Consider the following 25,909-nt stretch of genomic DNA (forward strand, 5'->3'; position numbering starts at 1 on the left):
CGGCCGATGACCGCTCCTACGGGGCCTCGTGGACACCTGTAGGAGCGGTCCGTGGCCGCGAAGGGCGCGCTGCGGTTTGTCTGATGTTACGCGGCGCCCTTTTCGCGGCCGATGACCGCTCCCACAGGGCATGGCGCGCACCTGTAGGAGCGGTCCGTGGCCGCGAAGGGCGCGCTGCGGTCTGTCTGATGCTACGCGGCGCCCTTTTCGCGGCCGATGACCGCTCCCACAGGGCATCGCGCGCACCTGTAGGAGCGGTCCGTGGCCGCGAAGCAGGCGACGCGGTCTGTCAGGGGATCAACCGCTTGGTCAGTTGCTGATGGCCAGGATGCTTGCCTGATAGGAACCGACGAACAGGTCGAAATCGCCGACTTCCTCGGCCTCCAGCGTCGCCTGGGCTACCAGCGAGTCGCGGGCTTGCTGTTCGAAGCGCGCCTGGTCCTGGGCGCTCAGCGGTTGCTCGCGGAAGTAGTTGGCGTGAGCCTGGCTCTGGCTGAAGGAAAACTCGGCAAAGCTCTGCTTCTGCTCGGCCATCTTCGCCAGTACCTGCGCCGACGGCGTCAGCGAAGCATCGCCAACCTTGGCGCGCTGCGCCGTCATCGCCTGCACATGCTCATCGGTACCGGTGCTGCGATCGAGCAGTGCGGCGACGGCATCGATACGCTCCAGCAGATCATTGGCCCAGTCCTTGAGCTCCACCGCTTCCCCATTGCGCTGCAACTGCAGGCCAGGGCGACGGCCCTCCTTGACCACGCTGAGGAAATTGTCGGTACACGCCGAGCACTCGGCGCTGTCGATCTGCGGGCTGCTTTCCAGCGCGCAGAACAGCAGGAACGCATCGAGAAAACGCGACTCGGGCAAGTCAACGCCGGTAGGCAGGAACGGGTTGATGTCCAGGCAGCGCACTTCGATGTACTGCACGCCGCGCGCCATCAAGGCCTGGATCGGCCGCTCGCCGCTGTACGTCACGCGTTTGGGACGAATGTTGGAGTAGTACTCGTTTTCGATCTGCAGGATGTTGGTGTTCAACTGCACCCATTCGCCATCCTTGTGCGTACCGACCTGAACGTAAGGCGGGTAGGGCGTGGCAACCGCCTTGCGCAGGCTGTCGGTGTAGCTGGCCAGATCGTTGTAGCACGGCGTGAGGCCCGCCTGGGCATTGCTCTGGTAACCCAGGTCGCTCATGCGCAGGCTGGTAGCGTAAGGCAGGTACAGGGTCTGCGCATCCAGTTGCTCGAGCTGATGGGCACGCCCGCGCAGAAAGCCTGCATCCAGCGCCGGCGAGGCGCCGAACAGGTACATCAGCAACCAGCTGTAGCGACGGAAATTGCGGATCAGTGCGATATAGGCAGCCGACTGATAATCGCGATCGGTGCCGACATAACCCTCGGCCTGCTTGAGCACCGGCCACAGCTGCTCGGGCAGCGAGAAATTGTAGTGGATGCCGGCGATGCACTGCATGGTGCGGCCATAGCGCAGGGACAGTCCCTGGCGATAGACGTACTTGAGGCGCCCGATGTTCGAGGTGCCATAGTAGGCCAGCGGGATGTCTTCCTCGGCTGGCAGCGGGCAGGGCATGGACGGGCTCCACAGGTACTCGCTGCCCAGCTTGCTGTACACGAAACGGTGGATCTGCTCAAGGCTGTGCAGGGTCTGTGCGGGATCCTGGAGCGCGGGCGTGATGAATTCCAGCAGCGATTCGGAGTAGTCCGTGGTGACCTGTTCGTTGGTCAGCGCCGCGCCCAACGCCTCGGGGTGCGGTGTCTGTGCCAGGCGACCCTCGTGGTTGACGCGCAGGCACTCACGCTCGATGCCATGCAGGCACTGCGCGAGCAGGGAAAGGGTGGCAGGCTCGCCGAGCAAAGTCAGGCGGCGGTTGAGAAATTCGCTCAAGTTGGATTCCTTCACGCGTCAGTCGCCCCGATATGGGGGTGGAGCGGACGGTCTGCAAGGGTGAAGACAAAAAGGAACCGGCGTTGTCGCCTGGTTTCGATCGGGCAGGGTACAGGCCGTACTGCGCTCGACACGGCCTGCGCCATGCCGAAATTACCGCATAACGGCCCTCTCGGGCTAGAGAACCACGAAGGTACCTTGTGCTTTTGCCATCAGTTTTTCGCCCTGGAGCACTTCGGCCTCGACCACCATCGTGCGCCGACCGGCGTGCAACACCTGGGCCTTGCAGATCACCTCACCTTCTGACACCGCGCGAAGGTAATTGATCTTGCATTCGAGCGTGACACTTTGATTATCGAAACCGTGTGCGGTGGAGCACGCCAGGCCCATGGCGATGTCGACCAGGCTGAAGATGGCGCCACCGTGCATCACCTGCCCACGATTGCGCAGGTGTGCGGCCATCGGCAGCGCCACCTCGGCCACGCCGGCGTCCAGGCGCCGCACCTCGCAGCCGAGGTTGCGAAAGTAGGCGCTCTGGGTCAACTCGTCGTCGACCTGCATCAGCGTTTCTTCAGCTGCTTGGCATTGGCGAACAACGACGCCATGGCACCACTGGCCGGGGCGGCGGCGGGCTCCTTGGCGCGTGCCGGAGCGGCCTGCTGGCGGCCGGCGGCACCGGGCCGGCTGCCGCGCGCGCCGTCGATCTTCTCGCCCGGTGTATCGCCCATGCGCATCGACAGCCCTACGCGTTTGCGCGGAATGTCCACTTCCATCACCTTGACCTTGACCACGTCGCCAGCCTTCACCGCTTCACGCGGGTCCTTGATGAATTTTTCCGACAGTGCCGAAATGTGCACCAGGCCGTCCTGGTGGACGCCGATATCGACGAACGCGCCGAAGTTGGTCACGTTGGTGACCACGCCTTCGAGCACCATGCCCAGTTGCAGGTCCTTGAGGTCTTCGACACCGTCCTGGAATTCGGCGGTCTTGAATCCGGGGCGAGGATCGCGGCCGGGCTTGTCCAATTCCTGCAGGATGTCGGTGACGGTGGGCAGGCCAAAGGTTTCGTCGGTGAATTTTTTCGGATCGAGGCGCTTGAGGAAGCCGCTGTCACCGATCAGCGAGCGAATGTCGCGATCGGTGCCCGCGGCAATGCGCTGCACCAGCAGGTATGCCTCTGGGTGCACGGCCGAGGCGTCCAGCGGATTGTCGCCGTTCATCACACGCAGGAAGCCGGCTGCCTGTTCGAAGGTTTTTTCGCCCAGGCGCGAGACTTTCTTCAGCGCCGCACGGGTTCTGAAAGCACCATGCTCGTCGCGGTGGGCGACGATGTTCTGCGCCAGTGTGGCGTTGAGCCCGGAGATGCGCGCCAGCAGCGCCACGGAAGCGGTGTTGACGTCCACGCCCACGGCGTTCACGCAGTCCTCGACCACGGCATCCAGGCCCCGCGCCAGCTTGAGCTGCGAGACATCGTGCTGGTACTGGCCCACGCCGATGGATTTCGGATCGATCTTGACCAGTTCGGCCAGCGGATCCTGCAGGCGGCGGGCGATGGAGACCGCACCGCGGATAGACACGTCCAGATCGGGAAACTCGCGAGCAGCCAGCTCCGAGGCCGAATACACCGACGCACCGGCTTCGGACACCATGACCTTGGTCATTTTCAGACCTGGGTATTTCTTGATCAGCTCGGCCGCCAGTTTGTCGGTCTCGCGACTGGCAGTGCCATTGCCGATGGCAATCAGGTCAACGGCATGCTTGGCGCACAGCGCGGCGAGCGTGGCGAGGGTCTGGGCCCACTTGTTGTGCGGCACGTGCGGATACACCGTGGCGTGATCGAGCAGCTTGCCGGTGGCGTCCACCACCGCCACCTTGCAACCGGTGCGCAGGCCCGGGTCCAGGCCCAGGGTGGCGCGTGGGCCGGCCGGGGCGGCCAGCAGCAGGTCATGCAGGTTGTGTGCGAAGACGTTGATGGCCTCGCTTTCGGCGTTCTCGCGCAGCTCGCTCAGCAGGTCGGTTTCCAGGTGCGTGTAGAGCTTGACCTTCCAGGTCCAGCGCACCACTTCGCCGAGCCACTTGTCGGCGGCCCGCTGCTGGTTTTTCACGCCGAAACGCTCGGCGATCATCATCTCGCACGGGTGCAGGGTACCCGGCAGTTCCTCGCCGACCTTCAGCGAAGAACCGAGGATGCCCTCGTTGCGTCCGCGGAAGATCGCCAGGGCGCGGTGCGAAGGCATGCTCTTGAGCGGTTCGTCATGCTCGAAATAGTCGCGGAACTTGGCGCCTTGCTCTTCCTTGCCGGCCAGTACCCGGGCGCTGAGCACGGCTTCCTGCTTGAGGAAACCGCGCAGCTTGGCCAGCAGCGTGGCGTCTTCGGCGAAACGTTCCATCAGGATGTACTTGGCGCCTTCCAGCGCGGCCTTGGTATCGAGGACGCCTTTGTCGCTGTCGACGAACCGTGCTGCCTCCGCTTCCGGGGTCAGCGCAGGGTCGCCGAACAGGCGGTCGGCCAGCTCGCCGAGGCCGGCTTCCAGGGCGATCTGGCCCTTGGTGCGGCGCTTCTGCTTGTACGGCAGGTAAAGGTCTTCCAGGCGGGTCTTGGTGTCGGCCTGGTTGATCTCGCGGGCCAGCTCGGGGGTCAGCTTGCCCTGCTCCTCGATGCTGGCGAGGATGCTTGCCCGGCGCTCGTCGAGTTCGCGCAGATAGCGCAGGCGCTCTTCGAGGTGACGCAGCTGGGTGTCGTCCAGGCTGCCGGTCACTTCCTTGCGGTAACGAGCGATGAAAGGCACGGTCGAACCTTCATCCAGCAGTGCGACGGCCGCTTCGACCTGTTGAGGGCGGACGCCGAGTTCCTCGGCAATGCGGCTGTTTATGCTGATCATGATAACCACCTGAAAAATGTTGGGTACAAGGTGCAATCCCCGCCGAGCCCGGCTGACGAGCCGTGCAGTATACCCAGCGACATCGTTGCGGCGCGAACCCGACGCTCGGGCGATCGAGGATTGTGACTGGCGGGCCAGGAAAAATCTGCTAACAATGCACACGGCACGAGCGTTGGCAGCTACGCCATAATGCGCGCCGAGATCAGAGGAGCAACCCATGAGCAGTACCGCACAAGCAGCCGAAGGTGAAAAGATCCTCATCGTTGACGACGATCCGGGGCTGAGCAGCCTGCTGGAGCGATTCTTCACCAGCAAAGGCTACCGTGCGCGCGCCGTGCCCAATGTCGAGCAAATGGATCGCCTGCTGGCTCGCGAAGTGTTCCATCTGGTTGTCCTGGACTTGATGCTGCCCGGTGAAGACGGCCTGTCTGCCTGCCGCCGCCTGCGTGCCAGCAACAATCAGGTTCCGATCATCATGTTGACCGCCAAGGGTGACGAACTCAGCCGGATCAAGGGTCTGGAGCTGGGTGCGGACGACTACCTGGCCAAGCCCTTCAATCCGGATGAACTGATGGCGCGCGTGAAGGCCGTGCTGCGTCGCCAGTCGGCGCCGGTTCCAGGTGCTCCGGGCAGCGAGGACGAGTCGGTCTCCTTCGGCGACTACGAGCTGTCCCTGGCCACCCGCGAGCTCAAGCGCGGCGACGAAGTGCACATGCTGACCACCGGCGAATTTGCCGTGCTCAAGGCGCTGGTGATGAACGCGCGCCAGCCATTGACCCGCGACAAACTGATGAACCTGGCCCGCGGACGTGAATGGGATGCCCTGGAGCGCTCCATCGACGTACAGATCTCGCGGCTGCGCCGCATGATCGAGCCCGACCCCTCCAAGCCTCGCTACATTCAAACGGTCTGGGGTGTGGGCTACGTGTTCGTACCCGATGGCAACGCTGCCCGGTAGACTGCCGGGGTTTTTGTAGGAGCGATATCCTGAATCACTCGTTGATTCGGGATGTTCGTCATCCACAATGTCTGCGAGCCTGCTCGCTCCTGCAACGTATGTGATCGCCGCGCAATGAAAACCCCTGTCTGGTTCCCCCAAAGCTTCTTCGCCCGAACCCTCTGGCTGGTGCTGGTCGTCGTCCTGTTTTCGAAGGCCCTGACCCTGGTCTACCTGTTGATGAACGAAGACGTGCTGGTCGACCGCCAGTACAGTCACGGCGTGGCTTTGACACTGCGCGCCTACTGGGCAGCGGACGAGAACAACCGTGACCAGATCGCCGATGCGGCAGGTCTGATCCGGGTCGTCGGCGGGGGTGTGCCGGAAGGCGAGCAGCACTGGCCGTACAGTGAAATCTACCAGCGCCAGATGCAGGCCGAACTGGGCGAAGACACTGAAGTGCGCTTGCGTGTCCATGCCCCGCCTGCGTTGTGGGTGCGTGCGCCGAGCCTGGGCGCGGGCTGGTTGAAAGTACCCCTGTACCCCCACCCGTTGCGCGGGCAGAAGATCTGGAGCGTGCTGGGCTGGTTCCTGGCGATCGGCCTGCTGTCGACCGCTTCGGCCTGGATCTTCGTGCGTCAGCTCAATCAGCCGCTCAAGCGCCTGGTGTTTGCCGCCCGGCAACTGGGGCAGGGGCGCAGCGTGCGCCTGCCGGTGAGCGACACGCCCAGCGAAATGACCGAGGTGTACCGTGCGTTCAACCAGATGGCCGAGGACGTCGAACAGGCCGGCCGCGAGCGCGAGTTGATGCTTGCCGGGGTATCCCACGACCTGCGCACGCCATTGACACGCTTGCGTCTGTCACTGGAACTGATGACCTCGGACAACGAGTTCACCCCCGACATGGTCCGCGACATCGAGGACATGGACGCGATCCTCGATCAATTCCTGGCTTTCATTCGCGACGGCCGTGATGAAAGCGTCGAGGTCGTCGATCTGGGCAGCCTGGTGCAGGAGGTGGTCGCGCCCTACAACCAGGCGGAAGAACAGGTGCTGCTTCGCCTGGAACCGATCCCGCCGTTCCCGCTGCGCCGGGTGTCGATGAAGCGTCTGCTGAACAACCTGATCGGCAACGCCCTCTACCATGCCGGCAGCGGTGTGGAAGTGGCCGTCCATGTTTCGGGCGACGACAACGCGCCCTATGTGGTGCTCAGTGTGGTGGACCGGGGGGCGGGTATCGATCCGGGCGAACTGGCCGGCATCTTCGACCCGTTCATTCGTGGAGACCGCGCGCGCAGTGGCAAGGGCACCGGCTTGGGCCTGGCGATCGTCAAGCGCATCGCTGCCATGCATGGCGGCAACGTGGAGCTGCGCAATCGTTCGACGGGTGGGCTGGAGGCGCGCGTGAGGCTGCCGCTGGGCCTGATGCTGCCCAGGGATGCCGTGTAGGGCTGCCGCCGCGAGGGGATGCCGTTCGCCGACGCTGGCCGAACGGCAGAGGTTGCGGTTCCTAGCCCTTGCCCTTGGTGCGGGTCATGTTCGGGCCGCTGTTCTTTTCGATGTGTTCGATGATCATTCCGGCCACGTTTTTGCCGGTGGTCACCTCGATGCCTTCCAGGCCGGGTGATGAATTCACCTCCATCACCAGCGGGCCGTGGTTGGAACGCAGGATATCCACGCCGGCAACACTGAGCCCCATCACCTTGGCGGCGCGGATCGCGGTCATGCGCTCTTCGGGGGTGATCTTGATCAGGCTGGCACAGCCACCGCGGTGCAGGTTGGAGCGAAACTCGCCGGGCCTGGCCTGGCGTTTCATCGCAGCGATGACTTTGTCACCCACCACGAAGCAGCGAATGTCGGCACCGCCAGCCTCCTTGATGTACTCCTGAACCATGATGTTCTGCTTGAGGCCCATGAACGCTTCGATCACCGATTCGGCCGCGTTGGTGGTTTCACACAGGACCACGCCGATGCCCTGGGTGCCTTCGAGCACCTTGATCACCAGGGGGGCGCCGTTGACCATGCTGATCAGGTCGGGAATGTCGTCCGGCGAGTGGGCGAAGCCGGTGACGGGTAGGCCGATGCCGCGCCGCGACAGCAGCTGCAGCGAGCGTAGCTTGTCCCGCGAGCGCGCGATGGCCACCGATTCGTTCAGCGGAAAGACGTCCATCATTTCGAACTGGCGCAGCACCGCACAGCCATAGAACGTCACCGACGCGCCGATGCGCGGAATGACCGCATCGAAGCCCTGCAGCGGCTTGCCCCGGTAGTGGATCTGCGGTTTGTGACTGGCGATGTTCATATACGCGCGCAGCGTGTCGATCACCACCATTTCATGGCCACGGGCAGTACCGGCTTCGACCAGACGACGAGTGGAATACAGACGCGGATTGCGCGACAGCACAGCGATCTTCATGCAACACCTGTGGCAGAGGTAGTAGAGGCCGGGAACACCGGCTTGTCTTGAACGTAGGTGACGCCCGGGTTCACGACCAGTTGGCCGTGGACCAGCGCCTTGGACCCAAGCAGCAGGCGGTAACGCATGGATTTGCGGCAGGCCAGGGTGAATTCGACCGTCCAGACCCGGTCGCCCAGGGCCAGGGTGGTCTTGATCACGTAGCGCGTCTGCGCATGGCCATTGGAGCTCTTGATGGTTTTCATGGCCACCAGCGGCGCTTCGCAACGCCGGTGGCGCAGCTGCACCACGGTGCCCAGATGAGCGGTGAAGCGCACCCATTTTTCGCCGGCACGGGTGAACGGCTCGATGTCCGTGGCGTGCAGGCTGGAGGTGCTGGCGCCGGTATCGATCTTGGCGCGCAGGCCGGCGACACCCAGATCGGGCAGCGCCACCCACTCGCGCAGACCGATAACGGTCAGATGGTCAAATGTCTTCAAATCGGCAAACCGCAAGAGGTAGGGATGGACCCGTATACACAAGCTTCAGACCGGCGCGACCTGGATCAATTCAACCCAGCCCGACGCCGCTTGGCAAGCATGCGTGCACTGTAATCGCAAAGACCGCCGCTTGCATCCGACAGGCACGGTAGTACAGTTTGATGACGGCATTTCGCGAGGTGAGCCTGTGGCACAGAAGCACAAGCAGGAAGAAGAGGAAAAGGTCCGTCTGGACAAATGGTTGTGGGCTGCGCGTTTCTACAAGACGCGTGCCCTGGCCAAGGAAGCGATCGAGAGCGGCAAGGTGCATTACCGTGGCGAGCGCTGCAAGCCGGGCAAGGAGCCGCACGTGGGCGATGAGTTGCAGATACGCACCGGTTTCGATGAGCGCAGCGTGATCATCGAGGCGCTGTCAATCGTGCGCCGTGGGGCGCCGGAAGCGCAGACGCTCTACCGCGAGACCGAGCAGAGCCAGGCCCGGCGCGAGGCAGCGGCGGCCATGCGCAAGGCCGGAGCCCTGGGTGTTACCACCGATGGCAAGCCTTCGAAGAAGCAGCGCCGGCAGTTGTTCAGTTTTCGCTCAGTGGATTGATGCAGCGCAGTGCCGGCTTCTTCGCGGGCTCTGCCTGCGAAGAAGCCGGCACGAACGACACATCAGCCCGCGACGATACTCATCCGGCCCAGCACCGGCAGCTTCGCCAGCAGCCTGAACAGTGGCTCGGTGATACGTACCAGCCACTGTGAAGTGTGGGCCGCGAAGGGTGTGTAATAACCCCATCCCAGCGCCCAGACGGCCATCAACACGCCGCCGATGTAGTCGTCCTGCCCCCAGTGGGCGCCAGCCACCAGACGCGGCAGCATGAACAGCACGGCCAGGGCCCAGATGCACAGCCACTGCCCAAGCCTGCGGGTACAAGCGCTCATGAACAGCGCCCAGATCAGCAGGACCGAGGCGTGGTCGCCCGGAAAGCTCTGGCTGGAGCGGTCCTTGAGCTCCCAGTGACGTTCCAGGTTCGGGTACCAGTCGCTGAGCAATACCGGGTCGGCCAATACCATGCTCGGGCTGTCATGGTCCCAGCCCATTGCGTGTATCCACTTGGAAAACAGCGCGCGCACCACCACTAAGAGCAACAGCACGGCCATGAAGCCGAAAAAGGCCTGGCGAACCTGGTGGGTCTTGAACAGCCAGTTGCCGCGAATCAGCAGCGCCAGCATGATCACCCCGACCACGATATCGAAGGGGCGCAGGCTGCCCAGGGTCCAGGCATAACGCCAGGCCGCATTGCTGGCCAAGGGCGCGTTGAGCAGGCGAAACAGCCATTCGTCGAATGCTGTACACAAATGATGGCCAATAGGCCATAACCAGAAGCACAACAGCACGATCGGGATTGTATTGCACAGCAGCAAGCCGCTAACGTTCCACCTGGCTTGGAACAGCGGGGCTTTGTTCATAAGATACCTCTACATCTACAGGGCAGTGAGCGGTCAAGCGAACGCTCTGAAGCGGGCTTTATAAAAGCCGCTACACATTTTGTCACCATTCTCAGATACTGGAATTATGCACGATCTTCCTGAAGCCGATTTCACCCAACGCTTTATTTTCGATGACGCCGATGTACGCGGTGAGGCGGTAGCATTGGAACGCAGCTATGCCGAGGTCCTGGCCAAGCACGACTATCCGTTGCCGGTGCAGTTGCTGCTGGGCGAGTTCATGGCTGCCGCAGCCTTGCTGGTAGGTACGCTCAAGTTCGACGGTTTGCTGATCCTGCAGGCCCGTTCCGAAGGGCCCGTGCCACTGTTGATGATCGAATGCTCCAGCGAACGCGAGATTCGCGGTCTGGCGCGTTTCCACGCCGAGCAGATCAGCGAAACCGACGGCTTGCCTGAGCTGATGCCTGCCGGAACCCTGGCGATGACCATCGACCCTACCGAAGGTCAGCGCTATCAAGGCATCGTGGAGTTGGAAGGTGCCGATCTGTCGGCAAGCTTCTCGAATTATTTCGCTCTCTCCGAACAGCTCGGCACGCGCTTCTGGCTCAAGGCCGACGGCACCCGTGCCCGTGGCTTGCTGCTGCAGCAATTGCCTGCCGCCGTGATCAAGGACGAGGACGAGCGCGCCGAGAGCTGGAAAGCCGCCATCACCCTGGCGGACACCCTCAAGGCCGAAGAACTGTTGGGCCTGGACAACGAAACCGTGCTGTACCGCCTGTATCACGAGCAGGCACTGCGGCTTTTCGATACCCAGCCGATACGGTTTCGCTGCAGCTGTTCCAGGGAGCGTTCGGCACGAGCGCTCGTCAGCCTGGGGCACGACGATGCACGCGAGTTGCTCAAGGAACATGGCGGTACGGTGGAAATCGACTGCCAGTTCTGCAACCAGCGTTACTTGTTTGACGCCACCGACGTCGATCAACTCTTCAGTGGTGCTGGTGTCGACGCTCCGTCAGATACCCGTCACTGAAGCGATTTAGTCTCGCTAAATGAAGAAAAACACGCCGGAATAACGCCGTTACCGACCGGAGGACGCTATTCTTTTCGAGCGTTTCTGGCATAATCCGGCCCACTTTTTAGCTGTAGTGGTTGTTGTAAACTTACTACAAAATGTTTGGAACACTCGGCCCAGAGCCGACGGGGAACCTCATGACGCAAGCCAAGAACGCCGTGTACGCCGATCTGACTGTAGACGATCTGGTTAAAGAAGCCCTGAACCGTGGTGAAGGCGAGCTTGCCGATACCGGTGCTCTGGTAGTGCGTACCGGTCATCGCACCGGTCGTTCGCCAGTGGATCGCTTCATCGTCGAAGAGCCCACCACGCAGGACGCCATTGCCTGGGGCCCGATCAACCGCAAATTCCCGGCCGACAAGTTCGATGCCTTGTGGGATCGTGTCGAAGCCTACCTGGGCGAGCGCGAGCGGTTCGTTTCCCATGTCCATGTAGGGTCCGATCCGGCGCACTACCTGCCGGTCAAGATGACTACCCAGACCGCCTGGCACAACCTGTTCGGACGTTGCCTGTTCATCAACCCCGAGCAGTACAACGACGGCGGCAAGGACGAATGGCAGGTGCTCAACGCGCCCGAGTTCGAGTGCGTTCCAGAGCGCGACGGCACCAATTCCGACGGTACCGTGATCATCAATTTCGCAGCCCGCAAGGTGCTGATCGCAGGCATGCGCTATGCCGGTGAAATGAAGAAGGCAATGTTCTCGGTGCAGAACTTCCTGCTGCCGGCTGCCGACGTGCTGCCGATGCACTGTGCCGCGAACATGGGCGAAGACGGCGACGTCACCCTGTTCTTCGGTCTGTCGGGCACCGGCAAGACCACGCTTTCGGCCGACGAAAGCCGTTACCTGATCGGTGACGACGAGCACGGCTGGGGCGTGGGCGTGGTGTTCAACATCGAAGGCGGTTGCTACGCCAAGTGCATCGACCTGTCCGAGAAGAACGAGCCGGTCATCTGGAAAGCCATCCAGCATGGTGCCGTACTGGAAAACGTCGTGCTCGATGCCGACAAGAAGGCCGACTACGCCGACGACAGCCTGACCCAGAACAGCCGTGCCGCGTACCCGCGCGAGCTGATCGAAAAGCGCGCGCCGAAGAACCTGGGTGGCGAGCCCAACGCGGTGATCTTCCTGACCTGCGACCTCACCGGCGTACTGCCGCCAGTGTCCATTCTCAGCGAAGAGCAGGCTGCCTATCACTTCCTGTCGGGCTACACCGCGTTGGTAGGCTCGACCGAAATGGGCTCGGGCAGCGGCATCAAGTCGACCTTCTCGACGTGCTTCGGCGCACCGTTCTTCCCGCGTCCGGCGGGCGAATACGCCGAGCTGCTGATCAAGCGTATCCGCGGCTTCGGTTCCAAGGTCTATCTGGTCAATACTGGCTGGACCGGTGGTGGCTACGGCGTCGGCAAGCGCTTCAACATCCCCACCACCCGTGGCGTGATTGCAGCGATCCAGAGCGGCGCCCTGATCGGCACCGAGACCGAGCACCTGGACATCGTCAACCTGGACGTACCGAAGACTGTCCCTGGCGTCGATACCAACCTGCTCAACCCGCGCAACACCTGGGCTGATCCAGCCGCCTACGACGAAGCCGCCAAAGGCCTGGCTTCGCTGTTCATCGAGAACTTCAAGAAGTTCGACGTGAGCGATTCGATCAAGGCTGCCGGTCCGCAGTTGTAAGCGTCAGCTGAAATAAAAAACCGCCCCTTGTGGGCGGTTTTTTTATGGCTCTGGAAAAAGCGGTGGGTCGAAGACTTGTGGCTGGAAGCCTTGCAGGCCGCCGCGCTTCCAGAGAGCTCGGCTCAGCGATCGCGCCAGTGCTTGTTGTGGCCGACATGGCGGCCACGGTCGCGGTGTTTCCATTTGCCGCGGTTGTCGTGGCCGCGGTAATGGCGACCGTCACGATCGTCGCGGTCGGTCGAAGTGCCCATGTAGTTGCCCAGCGCGCCACCTGCGCCGCCGCCGGTCGCAGCGCCGACCAGGCCGCCGGTGCTGCCGCCCACGTTGCGACCCACGACGTTGCCGCCTGCAGCGCCCAGCGCGCCACCGATGGCAGCCTGGCCGCGGCTGCGTTTGTCGGCACCGACCGCACTGCCGGCTGCACCGCCCAGGCCTGCGCCAATGGTCGAGCCGGTGCTGCCGCCCAGTTGTTGGCCGACCACCGCGCCCAGTACCCCACCCAATGCGCCCCCTACACCGGCTTCGGTGTTGCTGCCAGCAGAGGCAGCGCCTGTCACCAGGCCTAGGGTCAACAAAAGTATCGAGGGAAATTTCATCGATCAGATCTCAGAGGGATGACGGCGCGACTTTGCAATGCGATCGGTCAGCCGACAAGCACGATGTGATGGAAAGCACGATGGGTACGCAGTTCGGAGATTCGGAAGTTTCATGGGGAAACTTTGAGCGGGGAAGGTGGTCGCACGTACTTCCGGAGTGGCGTCTTTTTTGTTGAAATCTAGATCAAGATCAAAAGCGACGCGGCTTGCGCCGCTGCTACAAGGCGTGCGATTCACCCTGTAGCAGCGGCGCAAGCCGCGTTGGCGGCCCACACGCCGCGACAAGGGGCTGCGCTCGACATCAGGCGATGCGGGCGCTCGGAGCAGGCTGCTCCAGGCGGATGGCAACGAACTTCGAGGTAGGCGTGCTGCTGCCTTCGCCCACGCTTTCCAGTGGCACCAGCGGGTTCACCTCAGGGTAGTACGCCGCAGCCTGGCCGGCCGGAATGTCGAACGCCAGCAGTGTGAAGCCCTTTACGCGCCGTTCGCGGCCGTCTTCCCAGATCGACACCAGATCGGCTTTCTGCCCCGGACGGAAGCCCAGGCGAATGATGTCGGCCTCATTGGCAAACAGCACGTCACGCTGGCCACGCACGCCGCGATAGCGGTCGTCCAGGCCGTAGATGGTGGTGTTGTACTGGTCGTGGGAGCGCATCGACTGCATGATCAGGTCCGGCACTTGCCCGGTCGCACGTACGCGTTCATCGATCAGGTCCAGCGGCAGGCGGTTGGGCTTGAAGTTGGCGCGTCCGCTGGGGGTGTTCCAGCGGCGTGCACCGGCGCTGTTGCCCAGGTAGAAACCGCCCGGATGCTTGAGCCGTTGGTTGAAGTCCTTGAAGCCGGGCAGGGTGTCGGCGATCAGATCGCGAATGCGATCGTAATCGCCAATCAGCCAGTTCCAGTCCACCGGCTGCGCACCCAGCGTGGCGGCGGCGATGCCGGCAACGATGGCCGGCTCCGAGCGCATGTGCTTCGACAGCGGCTGCAGTTGGCCATTGGAGGCGTGCACCATGCTGAACGAATCTTCCACAGTGACCGCTTGTGGGCCTTCGCTCTGGTGGTCGATGTCGGTACGGCCCAGGCAGGGCAGAATCAATGCCTGCTTGCCATGCATCAGGTGGCTGCGGTTGAGCTTGGTGCTGATCTGCACCGTCAGCTCGCAGTTGCGCAGCGCCTGCGCCGTGCGCGGGCTGTCCGGCGTGGCCTGGGCGAAGTTGCCGCCCAGGGCGATGAAGACCTTGGCCCTGCCTTCGGCCATCGCATGGATGGCTTCCACCACGTTATGGCCATTGGTGCGCGGCACATCGAAGCCGAAGCGTTTTTCCAGGGCGTCGAGCAGGAACGCCGGTGGGCGCTCGTTGATGCCCATGGTGCGGTCGCCCTGCACGTTGCTATGACCCCGTACCGGACACAGGCCGGCACCGGGACGACCGATGTTGCCGCGCAACAGCATCAGGTTGGAGATTTCCTGAATGGTCGGTACCGAGTGGCGATGCTGGGTGATGCCCATGGCCCAGCACATGATGACGTTCTTGCCCTTGAGGTACATGCGCGCGGCAAGTTCGATGTCCTCCAGCGGCAGGCCGGACTGCTCGACGATGTGCGCCCATGGCGTGTCATCGATAGCGGCCAGGTATTCCAGCACAGTGGCGGTGTGCTCGTTGAGGAAGTCGTGGTCGAACACCGACGGCGCGTTGTTGGCCTGGGCCTCGCGCTCCCATTGCAGCAGGAACTTGGCCATGCCGCGCATCATCGCCATGTCGCCGCCCAGTGCCGGACGGAAGTAGGCGGTGTTGGTCGGACGGTCACCGTTGGTAAGCATCTCGAGCGGATGCTGGGGGTGCTGGAAGCGCTCCAGGCCCCGCTCCTTGAGCGGGTTGATGCAGACCACCTGGGCGCCGCGCTGGACCGCTTCGCGCAAAGGTTCGAGCATGCGCGGATGGTTGGTGCCGGGGTTCTGCCCCCAGACGAAGATAGCGTCGGCGTGCTCGAAGTCGTCGAACGTCACCGTGCCCTTGCCCACCCCGATGCTCTGCGACAATGCAACGCCGCTGGCTTCGTGGCACATGTTCGAGCAATCGGGGAAGTTGTTGGTGCCGAACGCGCGCACGAACAATTGGTAAAGGTAGGCGGCTTCGTTGCTGGCCCGTCCCGAGGTGTAGAACTCGGCCTGGTCCGGGCTTTCGAGGTTGAGCAAATGCTTGGCGACCAGCGCGTACGCATCGTCCCAGGCAATCGGCACGTAGCGGTCGCTGGCAGGGTCGTAGACCATCGGCTCGGTGAGACGGCCCTGGTACTCGAGCCAGTAGTCACTCTGCTCGAGCAGGGAAGTGACGCTGTGCTTGGCGAAGAAGGCCGGGTCGACACGCCGCTTGGTCGCCTCCCAGTTCACCGCCTTGGCGCCGTTTTCGCAGAATTTCACCATGCCGCTTTCCGGCGAATCGCCCCACGCGCAGCCCGGGCAGTCGAAGCCGCCGTTCTGGTTGGTCTTGAGCATGGTGCGGATGTTCTTCAGCGCATTGTCGCTGCTCAGCCAGAACTGCGTCACGCTGATCAGTGCGCCCCAGCCACCCGCAGCACCCTTGTAGGGCTTGTAGCGAGGAACAGGGGTCTTGTCGGCTTGATTGTGAATGCTCACGCTTGATTCTCCAACGCAGGGCTATAGACCCGCGGCGCGCTGTGCTGCGGCAGGTGAATGAGGTTCAGGTTATGCCGGCGTGCCCATTGCAGGGCCAGGCCGGTAGGCGACGACAGGCTGACCAGGGTCTGGATGCCGGCGCGCAATACTTTCTGGATGAGTTCGAGGCTGCAACGGCTGGTGACGATGGCCAGGCCACCGGTGCTGTCGATGTTCTGCCGCACCAGGGCGCCGATCACCTTGTCCAGCGCGTTGTGCCGGCCGATGTCTTCACGGCCCAGTAGCAGGGTGCCGTGGGCGTCCATGAACAGCGCCGCATGCACCGCGCCGCTGCGTTGCCCCAGCGGCTGGAAAGCACCGATGCGCTGGCGCAGGCCTTCGAGCCACTGCACCGGTGGCAGGTCGGCACCGGCCAGCACGGCCAGTTCAGGCAGTGCCTGCTCCACGGCTTCGACGCCGCACAGCCCGCAGCCGCTGCTGCCGGCCAGTTGCCGACGCTGGGTCTTGAGGTTCCAGAAGGCGCGGTTGGCGATCTGTACCTCGGCGTGACGCGCCGACCCGTTGCCGCTGAGCCTGATGTCGTAGATTTCATCGGCGCCGGCCACGATGCCGCTGCCGATGCTGAAGCCGGTGACGAAGTCTTCGAGATCGGTGGGCGTGACCAGCATTACCGCCTGGCTGATGCCGTTGTAGGCGATCGCCAGCGCCACTTCTTCGGCCAGCGGCGTACTGCCGGGCTCGTCCAGGCTCAAGCTGCAATAACTGTAGGTCTGGCTGGCGATGGGGCTGGCGAGGGGTGCAACCGGGGAAGAAACGGGCACCGCGCTGGCCGGGTGCTTGGCGTTCATGGGAATGGACCGGCAATGAATTCAGTCTTTAGCCTAGGCCCAGGATGAGCCAGCGTCTAATTGCTATTGCCGATGCGACGATAGACCGCATTGATCATGGCGCGTCATACAGCTTGAAGCACGCTTCGGCCAGTGCCGAACGCGGCGCCGCGCGGCGCATGATCAGCCCCAGCGGCGCCAACGTGTGGGCGTCGGCGATGGGTTGCAGGCGCAAGTGCTCGGTCAGCCCTTCCAGCCCGCCGGCCAGGGGCATGATGGCGCAGCACAGGCCACCGTGAACGGCCTGGATCAACTGGTGGACGGCGTCGGTTTGCAAGAGCGGTTGCGGGGCAAGCCCGCGCGAATGAAAGTTGTGGTCGATGGACTGGCGAAAGTGCATGCCGGTGGTGAGCATGCCCAGCGGCAATTCGGTGAGTGCTTCCCAGCTCAGGGCCTGCTCGCCGAAATCATAGTGGCGTTGATCGAACAGCAGGCCCATGCGCGTTTCGCCCAGTGCCCGCGATTCGAAGCGCTCCTGGTCCAGCCGCTCCAGAAACGAGACACCCAGGTCGATGCGATTGCTCGCCAGTTGCTCGAGGATCTGCTCGGAACTCAGCGAGCTGAGCTCGAAGCGCAGGTTGGGATGCTCGCCGTGCAGGGTGTGCAGCAGTGGCACCGGGTCGAAGCTGGACAGCGGCACTACGCCCAGGCGCAGGGTGCCTACCAGATGCCCGCGACAGGCCGCGGCTTCCGCCTGCAGGCCGTCGTAGGCGGCCAGCACGGTACGCGCCCACGCCAGCACGCGCTCGCCGGGTGCGGTGAACCCTTCGAAGCGCTGGCCGCGCTTCACCAGGGGCAACTCGAGCTCTTCTTCAAGGTTGCGCAGGCGCATCGACAGGGTCGGCTGGGTGATATGGCAACGCGCTGCGGCCTGGCCGAAATGGCGGGTTTCATCCAACGCGATAAGGAATTTGAGTTGCTTGATGTCCATGCTCGCTCCTGGGTAGGCGATGCGCAGTATAGCGGCACGCGCGGGCGGTGGGTCCGTGGGCAGCAGGGTGGATCACAGGCCTGCGATGAGCTCGCGGTAATCACCCACCGCCTCGAATTCTTCGGTGTCCTTGGCGCCCTTGCGGCTGTCCGGCTCGCACACCGCCAGCAGATGCTTGACCCCGTAGGCCTGGGCGCTGCGCAGCACCGGCAAAGTGTCGTCGATGAACAGGCTGCGCGCCGGGTCGAAGCCGATGTCGGCCTGCAGGGCGTCCCAGAATTGCGCGTTTTCCTTGGGGTAGCCGTAGTCGTGGGAACTGATCAGCCGTTCGAAATAGGGCGCCAGCTCGATGCGCTCCAGCTTCAGCGACAGCGAGTCGCGGTGGGCGTTGGTGATCATGATCACCCGCTTGCCAGCGCGCTTGATCGCTGCCAGAAATGTATCGGCATCGGCGCGCAGGGCGATCAGGTCGGCCGTCTCCAGTTTCAGCTCGCGCACCGGGATGTTCAGCTCGCGGGTCCAGAAATCCAGGCAGTACCAGTTCAGCTTGCCGGCGTTGTTGGCGAACAGCGGTTGCAGCTCCAGCTGTGCCATGGCCAGGCTCACCCCGTGCAGTTGGGCATAGCGTTGCGGCAGATGTTCGAGCCAGAAATGGTTGTCGTAATGCAGGTCGAGCAAGGTGCCGTCCATGTCCAGCAGGACAGTGTCGATGGTGCTCCAGGCGAGGCGTGGCATAGCGAAGATTCTCGGGCAGTGGTGGATCAAGGGTGGCCTGCCGCAGGCCAAGCCACGGTATAGTAACCCGTTCACGTCCAGGAGCTGCCCGATGCGCCAGAAACCCGAAGTCCTTGCCCGCGAAATCGTCGCCAGTAGTCGCCTGTTCCGTGTCGAAGAAGTGCAGCTGCGCTTCTCCAATGGTGTCGAGCGTACCTACGAGCGTCTGGTGGGGCGTGGCAATGGCTATGGCGCGGTGATGATCGTGGCGATGGCCGATGCCGAGCATGCGCTGCTGATCGAGGAGTATTGCGGGGGCACCGACGCCTATGAGCTGTCGCTGCCCAAGGGTTTGATCGAGCCGGGCGAGGACGTGCTGGCCGCAGCCGATCGCGAGCTCAAGGAAGAGGCCGGATTCGGCGCCCGCCAACTCGAACACCTGACCGAGCTGTCGTTGTCGCCTGGCTACATGAGCCAGAAAATCCAGGTGGTTCTGGCCCAAGGTCTGTACGAGGAGCAGCTCGAGGGCGACGAGCCGGAGCCGATGCGGGTCGAGCGGGTGAACCTGCGCGAGCTGGCCAGTTTGGCCCAGCATCCGCAGTTCTCCGAAGGCCGCGCACTGGCCGCCCTGTACCTGGCGCGCGACCTGCTGATCCAGCGTGGAGTGTTCAGCCTGTGAGCGATCTCGAACGTCTGTTGCCCGAAGTGGTAGCGCTGGCCCATCGGGCTGGCGCGGCGATCCTGCCGTTCTGGCGGGCCGATGTGCAGGTCATGGCCAAGGCCGACGAGTCGCCGGTCACTGCGGCCGACCTTGCCGCGCATCATGTCATCGTCGATGGATTGATGGCGTTGGCACCGGATATCCCGATCCTGTCCGAAGAGGATGCGGACATCGCGCTGGACGTGCGCGAGCAATGGACCCGCTGGTGGCTGGTCGATCCACTGGACGGCACCAAGGAATTCATCAATGGCAGCGAGGAATTCACCGTCAACATTGCCTTGATCGAGCGTGGTCAGGTGCTGTTCGGCGTGGTCACCGTGCCAACCACGGGCAGTGCCTACTATGGCGGTGCGGGGCTCGGTGCCTGGCACGCCGTGGGCGAGCAGCCGGCGCAACCGATCAGCGTGCGCCGAACGCCTGCACCAGGCAGCGCGTTCAGGGTGGTCGCCAGTCGCCGCCATTCCAGCCCCGGGCAGGAGCACTTGCTCGCCGGGTTGGGCGCCGTTGCAGGCCCCCTGGACTTGGTCAGTGTCGGCAGTTCGCTGAAGTTCTGCCTGTTGGCCGAAGGCGCCGCCGATTGCTATCCGCGGCTGGCGCCGACTTCACAATGGGACACGGCTGCCGCCCAAGGTGTGCTCGAAGGTGCTGGCGGCGAAGTGCTGCAGATCGACGGGCAGCCGTTCGTCTATCCTGCCCGCCAGTCGTTGCTCAACCCGTCGTTCCTGGCGCTGCCCAGGGATGTGCCATGGCGCCAGTCGCTGGTGGCGCTGGCGCAGGCCGGGAGTCAGCGCTAGACGGTCGCTGCAGAACCTGGGACTCACTCAGGTTCGTCGCCCCCGCCAAAGCTCAGACCATGCTTGCGCAGCTTGTCGTGCAAGGTCTTGCGTGGAATGCCCAGGGCTTCGGCCAGGCTGCGCACCGAGGTGTGCGACCGGCTCATCTCGGCCGCGATCAAGGCGCGTTCGAAATGCTCGACCTGTTCGCTGAGCCCGCCGGCGACCGTTCGCGCCATGTCCACCGGGCCCGGCTCGCTGTTGTCCAGTGCCAGCTCGAGCCCCAGGGCGAAGCGTTCGGCGGCGTTCTGCAGCTCGCGCACATTGCCTGGCCAGCTGTGCCGCAACAACAATGCACGCTGGGCGGCAGACAGTTCGTTGGCCAGTACCCCGTGGCGCTCGGCGGCGGCGTCGGCGTAGTACTGGAACAACGCCAGCACGTCTTCGCCGCGCTCGCGCAACGGTGGAATGCGCAGCGAGGCGACATTGAGGCGGTAATACAGGTCGGCGCGGAAGCGTCCCTGGTCGGCGGCCTGGCGCAGGTCTTCCTTGGTGGCGGCAATCACCCGGATGTCCAGGCGGATCTGCTGGTTGCCACCCAGGCGTTCGACGACGCGCTCCTGCAGCAGACGCAGCAGCTTGACCTGTACGTCCAGGCTCATGCTTTCGATTTCGTCGAGAAACAAGGTGCCGCCGTTGGCGAACTCGAACTTGCCGATACGGCGTTTCTGCGCACCGGTGAAGGCGCCGGGTTCATGGCCGAACAACTCGCTTTCCACCACTGATTCGGCGAGGGCGCCGGCGTTGATCGCCACGAAGGGACCGCTGCGGCGGCTGGACAGGTCGTGCAGGGCGCGCGCCACCACTTCCTTGCCGGCGCCGGTTTCGCCCAGAATCAGCACGTCGGCCTTGGTTCCGGCCAGGGCGCCGATCTGCTCGCGCAAACGCGCCATGGGTGCCGACTGTCCCACCAGGCGTGTGCTCAGCTGCTGGCGATCGCTGAGGGCCATGCGCAGGCTGCGGTTGTCCAGCACCAGTCGGCGCACGGCCAGGCCGCGACGCACGCTGTCGAGCAGTGCATCGCTGGCGAAGGGTTTTTCGAGGAAATCGTAGGCACCGGCGCGCATGGCCTGCACGGCCAGCGGCACGTCGCCATGCCCGGTGATGAGCAGAACCGGCAGTTCGGTGTCGCGGGCGTGCAGTTGTTCGAGCAATTGCAGGCCATCGATGCCCGGCATGCGGATGTCGCTGACCACCACACCCGGCCAGTCACGCTCGATGCGCGCGGACAGGCCCTGGGCATCGGCCAGGGCCAGCACTTTCAGCCCGGCCAGGTCCAGGGTCTGGCTCAGGGCCTGGCGCAGATGGGGATCGTCGTCGATCAGCACGACCTGGATCTTGCTGTCGATGGCGCTGTCGCTGGTCATGCCGATGGGTCCTCGGGAGCTTGCAGGCTGACGCCGGGCTCTCCGGCGCGCAAACGCAGGATCAGCAGGGCACCGCCTTGGGGATGGTTGGACAGCAGCAGTTCGCCGCCCAGCGCGCGCATCAGCGTATCGCAGATCGCCAGGCCCAGGCCAAGTCCCTGCGTGCGCGTCTTGGTGGTGAAGAAGGGTTCACGGGCGCGGGCCATGGCTTCGCTGGTGAAGCCTGGGCCGTTGTCGCGGATGCGCAGTTCGACGCCGTCGGCCGTTTGTTCGGCGCTCAGCCACAGGCAGCGTGGGTTGGCCTTTTCGGTCAGGGCATCGAGGGCATTGGCCAGCAGGTTGCCCAGCACCTGGCGCAGTCGGGTTTCGCCAGCCTGCACCCAGAGCGGTGCATCGGGCAGGTCGCGGATAAGCTCGACGGCCATGGCCCGGCGGCGTTTGGCGAGCAGCGCCAGGGCATCGTCGAGGGCCGGCTGCAAAGCGACACTTTCCAAGGCGTGACGGTCGCGCCGGGCAAAGGCGCGCAGGTGGGCGATGATCGAGGCCATGCGCCCGGTCAGTTCGCTGATCAGCTTGAGGTTGCCTCGCGCATCCTCGATGCGCTCGTGGTTGAGCAGCACTTCGGTGTTCTCGGCGTAGCTGCGAATGGCCGCCAGGGGCTGGTTGAGCTCGTGGCTGATGCTGGCCGACATGGTACCCAGCGCCGACAGCTTGCCAGCCTGCACCAGTTCGTCCTGGGCACGCACCAGTTCCTGCTGGGCCTGTTCGCGTTCGAGCACTTCCTGGCGCAGCTTGCTGTTGAGCCCTTCGAGCGCGCTGGTGCGTTCCACCACCCGGGTTTCCAGTTCGTGCCGGGTACGCCCTTCGAACTCGATGCGCTCGAGGTAGTGGCGGCGGCGCTGCATCATCAGGCCAAGCAGCAGCATCAAGGCCAGGAGCAAGGCTCCGCCGACGGCGACGACGGTGCGCACCGGCCGATCGAGCAAGGTCTTGGGGGCGAGGATGCTGACGTTCCAGCCGGTTTCGGCGATGGTGCGCGTTTGCGTGAGCCAGGCGTCGGGGTCCAGGTTCAGTGGCTGTGGGTCGCGGGTAGGGTAGGGCAGGATCGAGACGATGGCCTGGCGCTCGCTGTCGCTGAGCGGACGGGTGGCACGGAAGCGCCATTCAGGGCGCGAGGTCAGGATGACCACGCCGTTGTGGTCGGTGAGCAGCAGCTGTTCAGGCGTCTTGCCCCACAGGGTTTCGGTGTGGTCGAGGTCGACCTTCACCACCAGAACGCCAATGACCTTGTCCTGGTCATGCACGGCGGCGGCAAAGAAGTAGCCGCGCTTGGCCGAGGTGGTGCCGAGCCCGAAGAAGCGCCCCAGGCGCCCGGCCACGGCATCGCTGTAATAGGGGCGGAAAGCGAAGTTGCGGCCGACGAAGCTGTCGCGCTGTTCCCAGTTGGAGGCGGCCAGGGTATTGCCGTCGGCGTCCAGCAGGTACATGACTTCGGCGCCGGTCTGTTCGCGGATGTCCTTGAGCAGGTGGTTGGCGTCGAGGATCGCCTGGGCGTCGCGGGGAGCGGCCAGCAAGGCGCGCAGCGCCGGCAGGTCACCGAGGATCTGCGGCAGGGTTTCGTAGCGGTGCAGGGTACCCAGCAGGTTGGCGACGTAGAGGTCCAGCGTCTGCCGGTTCTGGCTGACCAGCTCGCTTTTGTAATAGCGCTCGGCCAGATGCTCCAGTGGCCACAGCAGTGGCGCCAGGCACAGGGCCAGGATTGCCAGGCTGCGCCAGCGGGGTCTGCGAGTGATGGAAGGTCTGGAGGTCATAAGACAACACGCCGGGATTGACCGGCGTATTATGCGCCACGTAAACGCCGCGAAGCACTGTCGACATGCATCGCGACGTTACCGCAGGCCGATCACGGGAACACGTCGGCCTCTTCCAGGCGCTTGCCGGCCAGGTCCTTGGCCGACAGCGACGGCGCTGTGTCCAGTTGCCAGTCGATCGCCAACTGCTCGTCATCCCAGGCAATGCTGCGCTCGGACGACGGGTCGTAGTAGTCGGTGGTCTTGTAGAGGAACTCGGCGTACTCGCTCTGCACCACGAAACCGTGGGCGAAGCCCGGCGGAATCCACAACTGGCGGCTGTTCTGCGCGGACAGCTCGACGGCCACCCACTTGCCGAAGTTGGGCGAGCTGCGGCGGATGTCCACCGCCACGTCGAGCACTTGCCCGGTGACCACGCGAACCAGCTTGCCCTGGGCATGCTGCACTTGATAGTGCAGCCCGCGCAGCACGCCGCGAGCGGAGCGCGAATGGTTGTCCTGGACGAACGGCAGCGTCACGCCGGTGGCCTCCTGGAAGGCCTTGGCGTTGAAGCTTTCGTAGAAGAAGCCGCGTTCGTCACCGAAAACCTTCGGCTCGATGATCAACACATCGGGCAGGTCGGTAGCGATCACTTTCATCGGGTTTCTCCGGCCAGCGAGTACAGGTACTGACCATAGCCGGTCTTGCCGAAGTACTTGGCACGTACCAGCAGCTGTTCGCGGTCGATCCAGTGGTTCTGGTAGGCGATCTCTTCCAGGCAAGCCACTTTCAGGCCCTGACGGTGTTCGATGGTCTGCACGTATTGCGAGGCATCGAGCAGGCTGTCGTGGGTACCGGTGTCGAGCCAGGCAAAGCCGCGGCCGAAGCGTTCCACGCGCAGGTCGCCGCGTTCCAGGTAGGCATTGTTGACGTCGGTGATTTCCAGCTCGCCACGGGGCGATGGCTGGACATCCTTGGCGATGCGCACCACGTCGTTGTCGTAGAAGTACAGGCCGGTGACCGCATAGCTGGACTTGGGCTCGGTCGGCTTCTCTTCGATGGACAGTGCACGCCCGTCCTGGTCGAACTCGACCACGCCGAAACGCTCCGGATCCTTGACCCAGTAGCCGAACACGGTGGCGCCGGTCGGGTGCGCCGAAGCACGCTTGAGCTGGTCGCTGAAGTGCTGGCCGTGGAAGATGTTGTCGCCCAGGATCAGGCACACCGGGTCTTCGCCGATGAATTCCTCACCGATCAGGAACGCCTGCGCCAGGCCGTCCGGCGCTGGCTGTTCGGCGAACTGGATGTTGATCCCGAACTGGCTGCCGTCGCCCAGCAACTGGCGGTATTGCGGCAGGTCCTGGGGGGTGGAGATCAGCAGGATCTCGCGGATGCCGGCCAGCATCAGTACCGAGATCGGGTAGTAGATCATCGGCTTGTCGTAGATGGGCAGCAGCTGCTTGGAAACACCCAGGGTAATGGGGTGCAGGCGGGTGCCGGAGCCCCCCGCCAGAACGATACCTTTCATCATGCGATCAAATCCTTAGGTTCGGTGAAGCCCAGGCGTTCACCTTGATAACTGCCGTCCTGCACGCGACGGCACCATTGAAGATTGTCCAGATACCACTGCACGGTCTTGCGCAGGCCGGTCTGGAAGGTTTCCTGCGGCACCCAGCCCAGTTCGCGCTCGATCTTGCTGGCGTCGATGGCGTAGCGCACATCGTGGCCCGGGCGGTCCTTGACGAAGGTGATCAGGTCGGCATAGTGCGCCACGCCGTCCGGACGCTGTGGCGCCAGTTCGTCGAGCAGGCCGCAGATACTGCGCACCACGTCGATGTTCTTCTGTTCGTTGTGGCCGCCGATGTTGTAGGTCTCGCCGACCACGCCTTCGGTGACGACCTTGAACAGGGCGCGGGCATGGTCTTCGACGTACAGCCAGTCACGCACTTGCATGCCGTTGCCATACACCGGCAGTGGCTTGCCGGCCAAGGCGTTGAGAATCACCAGCGGAATGAGTTTTTCCGGGAAGTGATACGGGCCGTAGTTGTTCGAGCAGTTGGTGATCAGCACCGGCAGGCCGTAGGTGCGCTGCCAGGCGCGTACCAGGTGGTCGGAGGCCGCCTTGCTGGCCGAGTACGGCGAGCTTGGCGCGTACGGCGTGGTTTCGGTGAACAGGTCGTCCACGCCATGCAGGTCGCCGTAAACCTCGTCGGTGGAAATATGGTGGAAGCGAAAGGCTTCGCGTTCGGCCGCCGGCAGGTGCTGCCAGTAGCCACGGGTGGCTTCGAGCAAGGCGTAGGTACCGACCACGTTGGTCTGGATGAACTCGCCCGGCCCGTCGATGGAGCGGTCGACGTGGGATTCGGCCGCCAGGTGCATGATCGCGTGGGGCTGGAAGCGCGCGAGCACGGCGCTGACCGCGGCCTGGTCGGCGATGTCGGCCTGGACGAATTCGTAACGGCTGTCGCTGGCGATTTCAGCCAGTGATTCGAGGTTGCCGGCGTAGGTCAGCTTGTCGAGGTTGAGTACTTCGTGCTCGGTGTTGGTGATCAGGTGACGCACCAGTGCCGAGCCAATGAAACCGGCGCCGCCGGTGATGAGAATGCGCATGTCGAAAGCCTTCTTCCTGAGCTGACAATGATT

Annotated in this window: 23 protein-coding genes; 7 read left to right on the forward strand and 16 right to left on the reverse strand. The window is 63.8% G+C overall.

From position 1 onward, the window contains the following. Window positions 1-309 precede the first annotated feature (309 nt). The 3 genes from gshA to IFT98_RS15840 form a co-directional block, all read right to left on the reverse strand. Window positions 310-1,893: a glutamate--cysteine ligase gene (gene gshA, locus IFT98_RS15830; RefSeq protein ID WP_122796214.1), complete on the reverse strand. Its 1,584-nt coding sequence runs from the start codon at window positions 1,891-1,893 to the stop codon at window positions 310-312. A 177-nt stretch (window positions 1,894-2,070) separates the two neighbouring features. After that, entirely contained in the window at window positions 2,071-2,454 is a 384-nt protein-coding gene (locus IFT98_RS15835) for a PaaI family thioesterase (RefSeq protein ID WP_192050027.1), read from the reverse strand. Continuing rightward, on the reverse strand, window positions 2,454-4,775 hold the full coding sequence (locus IFT98_RS15840; protein WP_192050025.1) for a Tex family protein: 2,322 nt from the start codon (window positions 4,773-4,775) through the stop codon (window positions 2,454-2,456). Before IFT98_RS15840 ends, IFT98_RS15835 begins: the two co-directional genes overlap by 1 nt. 217 nt (window positions 4,776-4,992) lie before the next feature. Here IFT98_RS15840 and ompR point away from each other — a divergent pair, with 217 nt between their 5' ends. Together ompR and IFT98_RS15850 are read left to right on the forward strand one after the other, a co-directional pair. Beyond that, on the forward strand, window positions 4,993-5,733 hold the full coding sequence (gene ompR / locus IFT98_RS15845) for an osmolarity response regulator transcription factor OmpR (RefSeq protein ID WP_122479845.1): 741 nt from the start codon (window positions 4,993-4,995) through the stop codon (window positions 5,731-5,733). Between the two features lie 114 nt (window positions 5,734-5,847). Next, on the forward strand, window positions 5,848-7,161 hold the full coding sequence (locus IFT98_RS15850) for an ATP-binding protein (protein ID WP_122716139.1): 1,314 nt from the start codon (window positions 5,848-5,850) through the stop codon (window positions 7,159-7,161). Between the two features lie 61 nt (window positions 7,162-7,222). On the opposite strand, the gene rimK is transcribed toward IFT98_RS15850, so the two are convergent. Further along, window positions 7,223-8,128 carry a 30S ribosomal protein S6--L-glutamate ligase gene (gene rimK / locus IFT98_RS15855; protein WP_122796216.1) on the reverse strand — a complete coding sequence of 302 codons (906 nt, stop codon included), beginning with the start codon at window positions 8,126-8,128 and terminating at the stop codon, window positions 7,223-7,225. Further along, a complete protein-coding gene (rimB, locus tag IFT98_RS15860; RefSeq protein WP_043192313.1) occupies window positions 8,125-8,607 on the reverse strand; it encodes a retropepsin-like aspartic endopeptidase RimB in 483 nt (160 codons plus the stop codon). Before rimB ends, rimK begins: the two co-directional genes overlap by 4 nt. 187 nt (window positions 8,608-8,794) lie before the next feature. Here rimB and IFT98_RS15865 point away from each other — a divergent pair, with 187 nt between their 5' ends. After that, window positions 8,795-9,199 carry an RNA-binding S4 domain-containing protein gene (locus IFT98_RS15865; protein WP_122479843.1) on the forward strand — a complete coding sequence of 135 codons (405 nt, stop codon included), beginning with the start codon at window positions 8,795-8,797 and terminating at the stop codon, window positions 9,197-9,199. Window positions 9,200-9,261: 62 nt separating this feature from the next. Here the strand turns inward: IFT98_RS15865 and IFT98_RS15870 are convergent, their stop codons facing one another. After that, window positions 9,262-10,059 carry a phosphatase PAP2 family protein gene (locus tag IFT98_RS15870; RefSeq protein ID WP_192050023.1) on the reverse strand — a complete coding sequence of 266 codons (798 nt, stop codon included), beginning with the start codon at window positions 10,057-10,059 and terminating at the stop codon, window positions 9,262-9,264. A 106-nt stretch (window positions 10,060-10,165) separates the two neighbouring features. Here IFT98_RS15870 and hslO point away from each other — a divergent pair, with 106 nt between their 5' ends. Next, window positions 10,166-11,068 (forward strand): Hsp33 family molecular chaperone HslO, encoded by a 903-nt coding sequence (gene hslO / locus IFT98_RS15875; RefSeq protein WP_192050020.1) that lies wholly within the window; start codon window positions 10,166-10,168, stop codon window positions 11,066-11,068. Window positions 11,069-11,247: 179 nt separating this feature from the next. Continuing rightward, window positions 11,248-12,789: a phosphoenolpyruvate carboxykinase gene (locus tag IFT98_RS15880; RefSeq protein WP_192050018.1), complete on the forward strand. Its 1,542-nt coding sequence runs from the start codon at window positions 11,248-11,250 to the stop codon at window positions 12,787-12,789. A 122-nt stretch (window positions 12,790-12,911) separates the two neighbouring features. On the opposite strand, the gene IFT98_RS15885 is transcribed toward IFT98_RS15880, so the two are convergent. The 5 genes from IFT98_RS15885 to yrfG form a co-directional block, all read right to left on the reverse strand. Further along, window positions 12,912-13,385: a glycine zipper 2TM domain-containing protein gene (locus IFT98_RS15885; RefSeq protein ID WP_192050016.1), complete on the reverse strand. Its 474-nt coding sequence runs from the start codon at window positions 13,383-13,385 to the stop codon at window positions 12,912-12,914. Window positions 13,386-13,686: 301 nt separating this feature from the next. Next, window positions 13,687-16,023: an FdhF/YdeP family oxidoreductase gene (locus IFT98_RS15890; RefSeq protein WP_192050014.1), complete on the reverse strand. Its 2,337-nt coding sequence runs from the start codon at window positions 16,021-16,023 to the stop codon at window positions 13,687-13,689. Beyond that, entirely contained in the window at window positions 16,020-16,871 is an 852-nt protein-coding gene (gene fdhD, locus IFT98_RS15895; RefSeq protein ID WP_192050012.1) for a formate dehydrogenase accessory sulfurtransferase FdhD, read from the reverse strand. Before fdhD ends, IFT98_RS15890 begins: the two co-directional genes overlap by 4 nt. Window positions 16,872-16,965: 94 nt before the next feature. Next, on the reverse strand, window positions 16,966-17,841 hold the full coding sequence (locus IFT98_RS15900; RefSeq protein WP_122715930.1) for a LysR family transcriptional regulator: 876 nt from the start codon (window positions 17,839-17,841) through the stop codon (window positions 16,966-16,968). A 72-nt stretch (window positions 17,842-17,913) separates the two neighbouring features. Further along, the gene (yrfG, locus tag IFT98_RS15905) at window positions 17,914-18,576 is read right to left on the reverse strand and encodes a GMP/IMP nucleotidase (RefSeq protein ID WP_192050010.1); all 663 of its coding nucleotides are present in this window, start codon (window positions 18,574-18,576) and stop codon (window positions 17,914-17,916) included. Between the two features lie 91 nt (window positions 18,577-18,667). On the opposite strand from yrfG, the gene nudE reads away from it, so the two are divergent. Together nudE and cysQ are read left to right on the forward strand one after the other, a co-directional pair. Continuing rightward, window positions 18,668-19,234, forward strand: a complete 567-nt coding sequence (gene nudE / locus IFT98_RS15910; RefSeq protein ID WP_122796224.1) for an ADP compounds hydrolase NudE — start codon at window positions 18,668-18,670, stop codon at window positions 19,232-19,234. Beyond that, window positions 19,231-20,070 carry a 3'(2'),5'-bisphosphate nucleotidase CysQ gene (cysQ, locus tag IFT98_RS15915; RefSeq protein ID WP_192050008.1) on the forward strand — a complete coding sequence of 280 codons (840 nt, stop codon included), beginning with the start codon at window positions 19,231-19,233 and terminating at the stop codon, window positions 20,068-20,070. The genes nudE and cysQ overlap by 4 nt, the downstream gene beginning before the upstream one ends. 23 nt (window positions 20,071-20,093) lie before the next feature. Here cysQ and IFT98_RS15920 read toward each other — a convergent pair whose 3' ends face one another. The 5 genes from IFT98_RS15920 to rfbB form a co-directional block, all read right to left on the reverse strand. Then, complete coding sequence (locus IFT98_RS15920; RefSeq protein WP_122796226.1) at window positions 20,094-21,476, reverse strand: sigma-54-dependent transcriptional regulator; 1,383 nt, start codon at window positions 21,474-21,476, stop codon at window positions 20,094-20,096. Beyond that, the gene (locus IFT98_RS15925) at window positions 21,473-23,287 is read right to left on the reverse strand and encodes a sensor histidine kinase (RefSeq protein ID WP_122796227.1); all 1,815 of its coding nucleotides are present in this window, start codon (window positions 23,285-23,287) and stop codon (window positions 21,473-21,475) included. The genes IFT98_RS15920 and IFT98_RS15925 overlap by 4 nt, the downstream gene beginning before the upstream one ends. 92 nt (window positions 23,288-23,379) lie before the next feature. Next, on the reverse strand, window positions 23,380-23,925 hold the full coding sequence (gene rfbC / locus IFT98_RS15930) for a dTDP-4-dehydrorhamnose 3,5-epimerase (protein WP_122796228.1): 546 nt from the start codon (window positions 23,923-23,925) through the stop codon (window positions 23,380-23,382). Further along, window positions 23,922-24,797 carry a glucose-1-phosphate thymidylyltransferase RfbA gene (gene rfbA, locus IFT98_RS15935; RefSeq protein WP_122479829.1) on the reverse strand — a complete coding sequence of 292 codons (876 nt, stop codon included), beginning with the start codon at window positions 24,795-24,797 and terminating at the stop codon, window positions 23,922-23,924. The genes rfbC and rfbA overlap by 4 nt, the downstream gene beginning before the upstream one ends. Continuing rightward, window positions 24,794-25,876: a dTDP-glucose 4,6-dehydratase gene (rfbB, locus tag IFT98_RS15940; protein ID WP_192050006.1), complete on the reverse strand. Its 1,083-nt coding sequence runs from the start codon at window positions 25,874-25,876 to the stop codon at window positions 24,794-24,796. The genes rfbA and rfbB overlap by 4 nt, the downstream gene beginning before the upstream one ends. Window positions 25,877-25,909: the final 33 nt, after the last annotated feature.

This window comes from Pseudomonas sp. CFBP 8770, from assembly GCF_014841705.1.
Taxonomy (GTDB): domain Bacteria; phylum Pseudomonadota; class Gammaproteobacteria; order Pseudomonadales; family Pseudomonadaceae; genus Aquipseudomonas.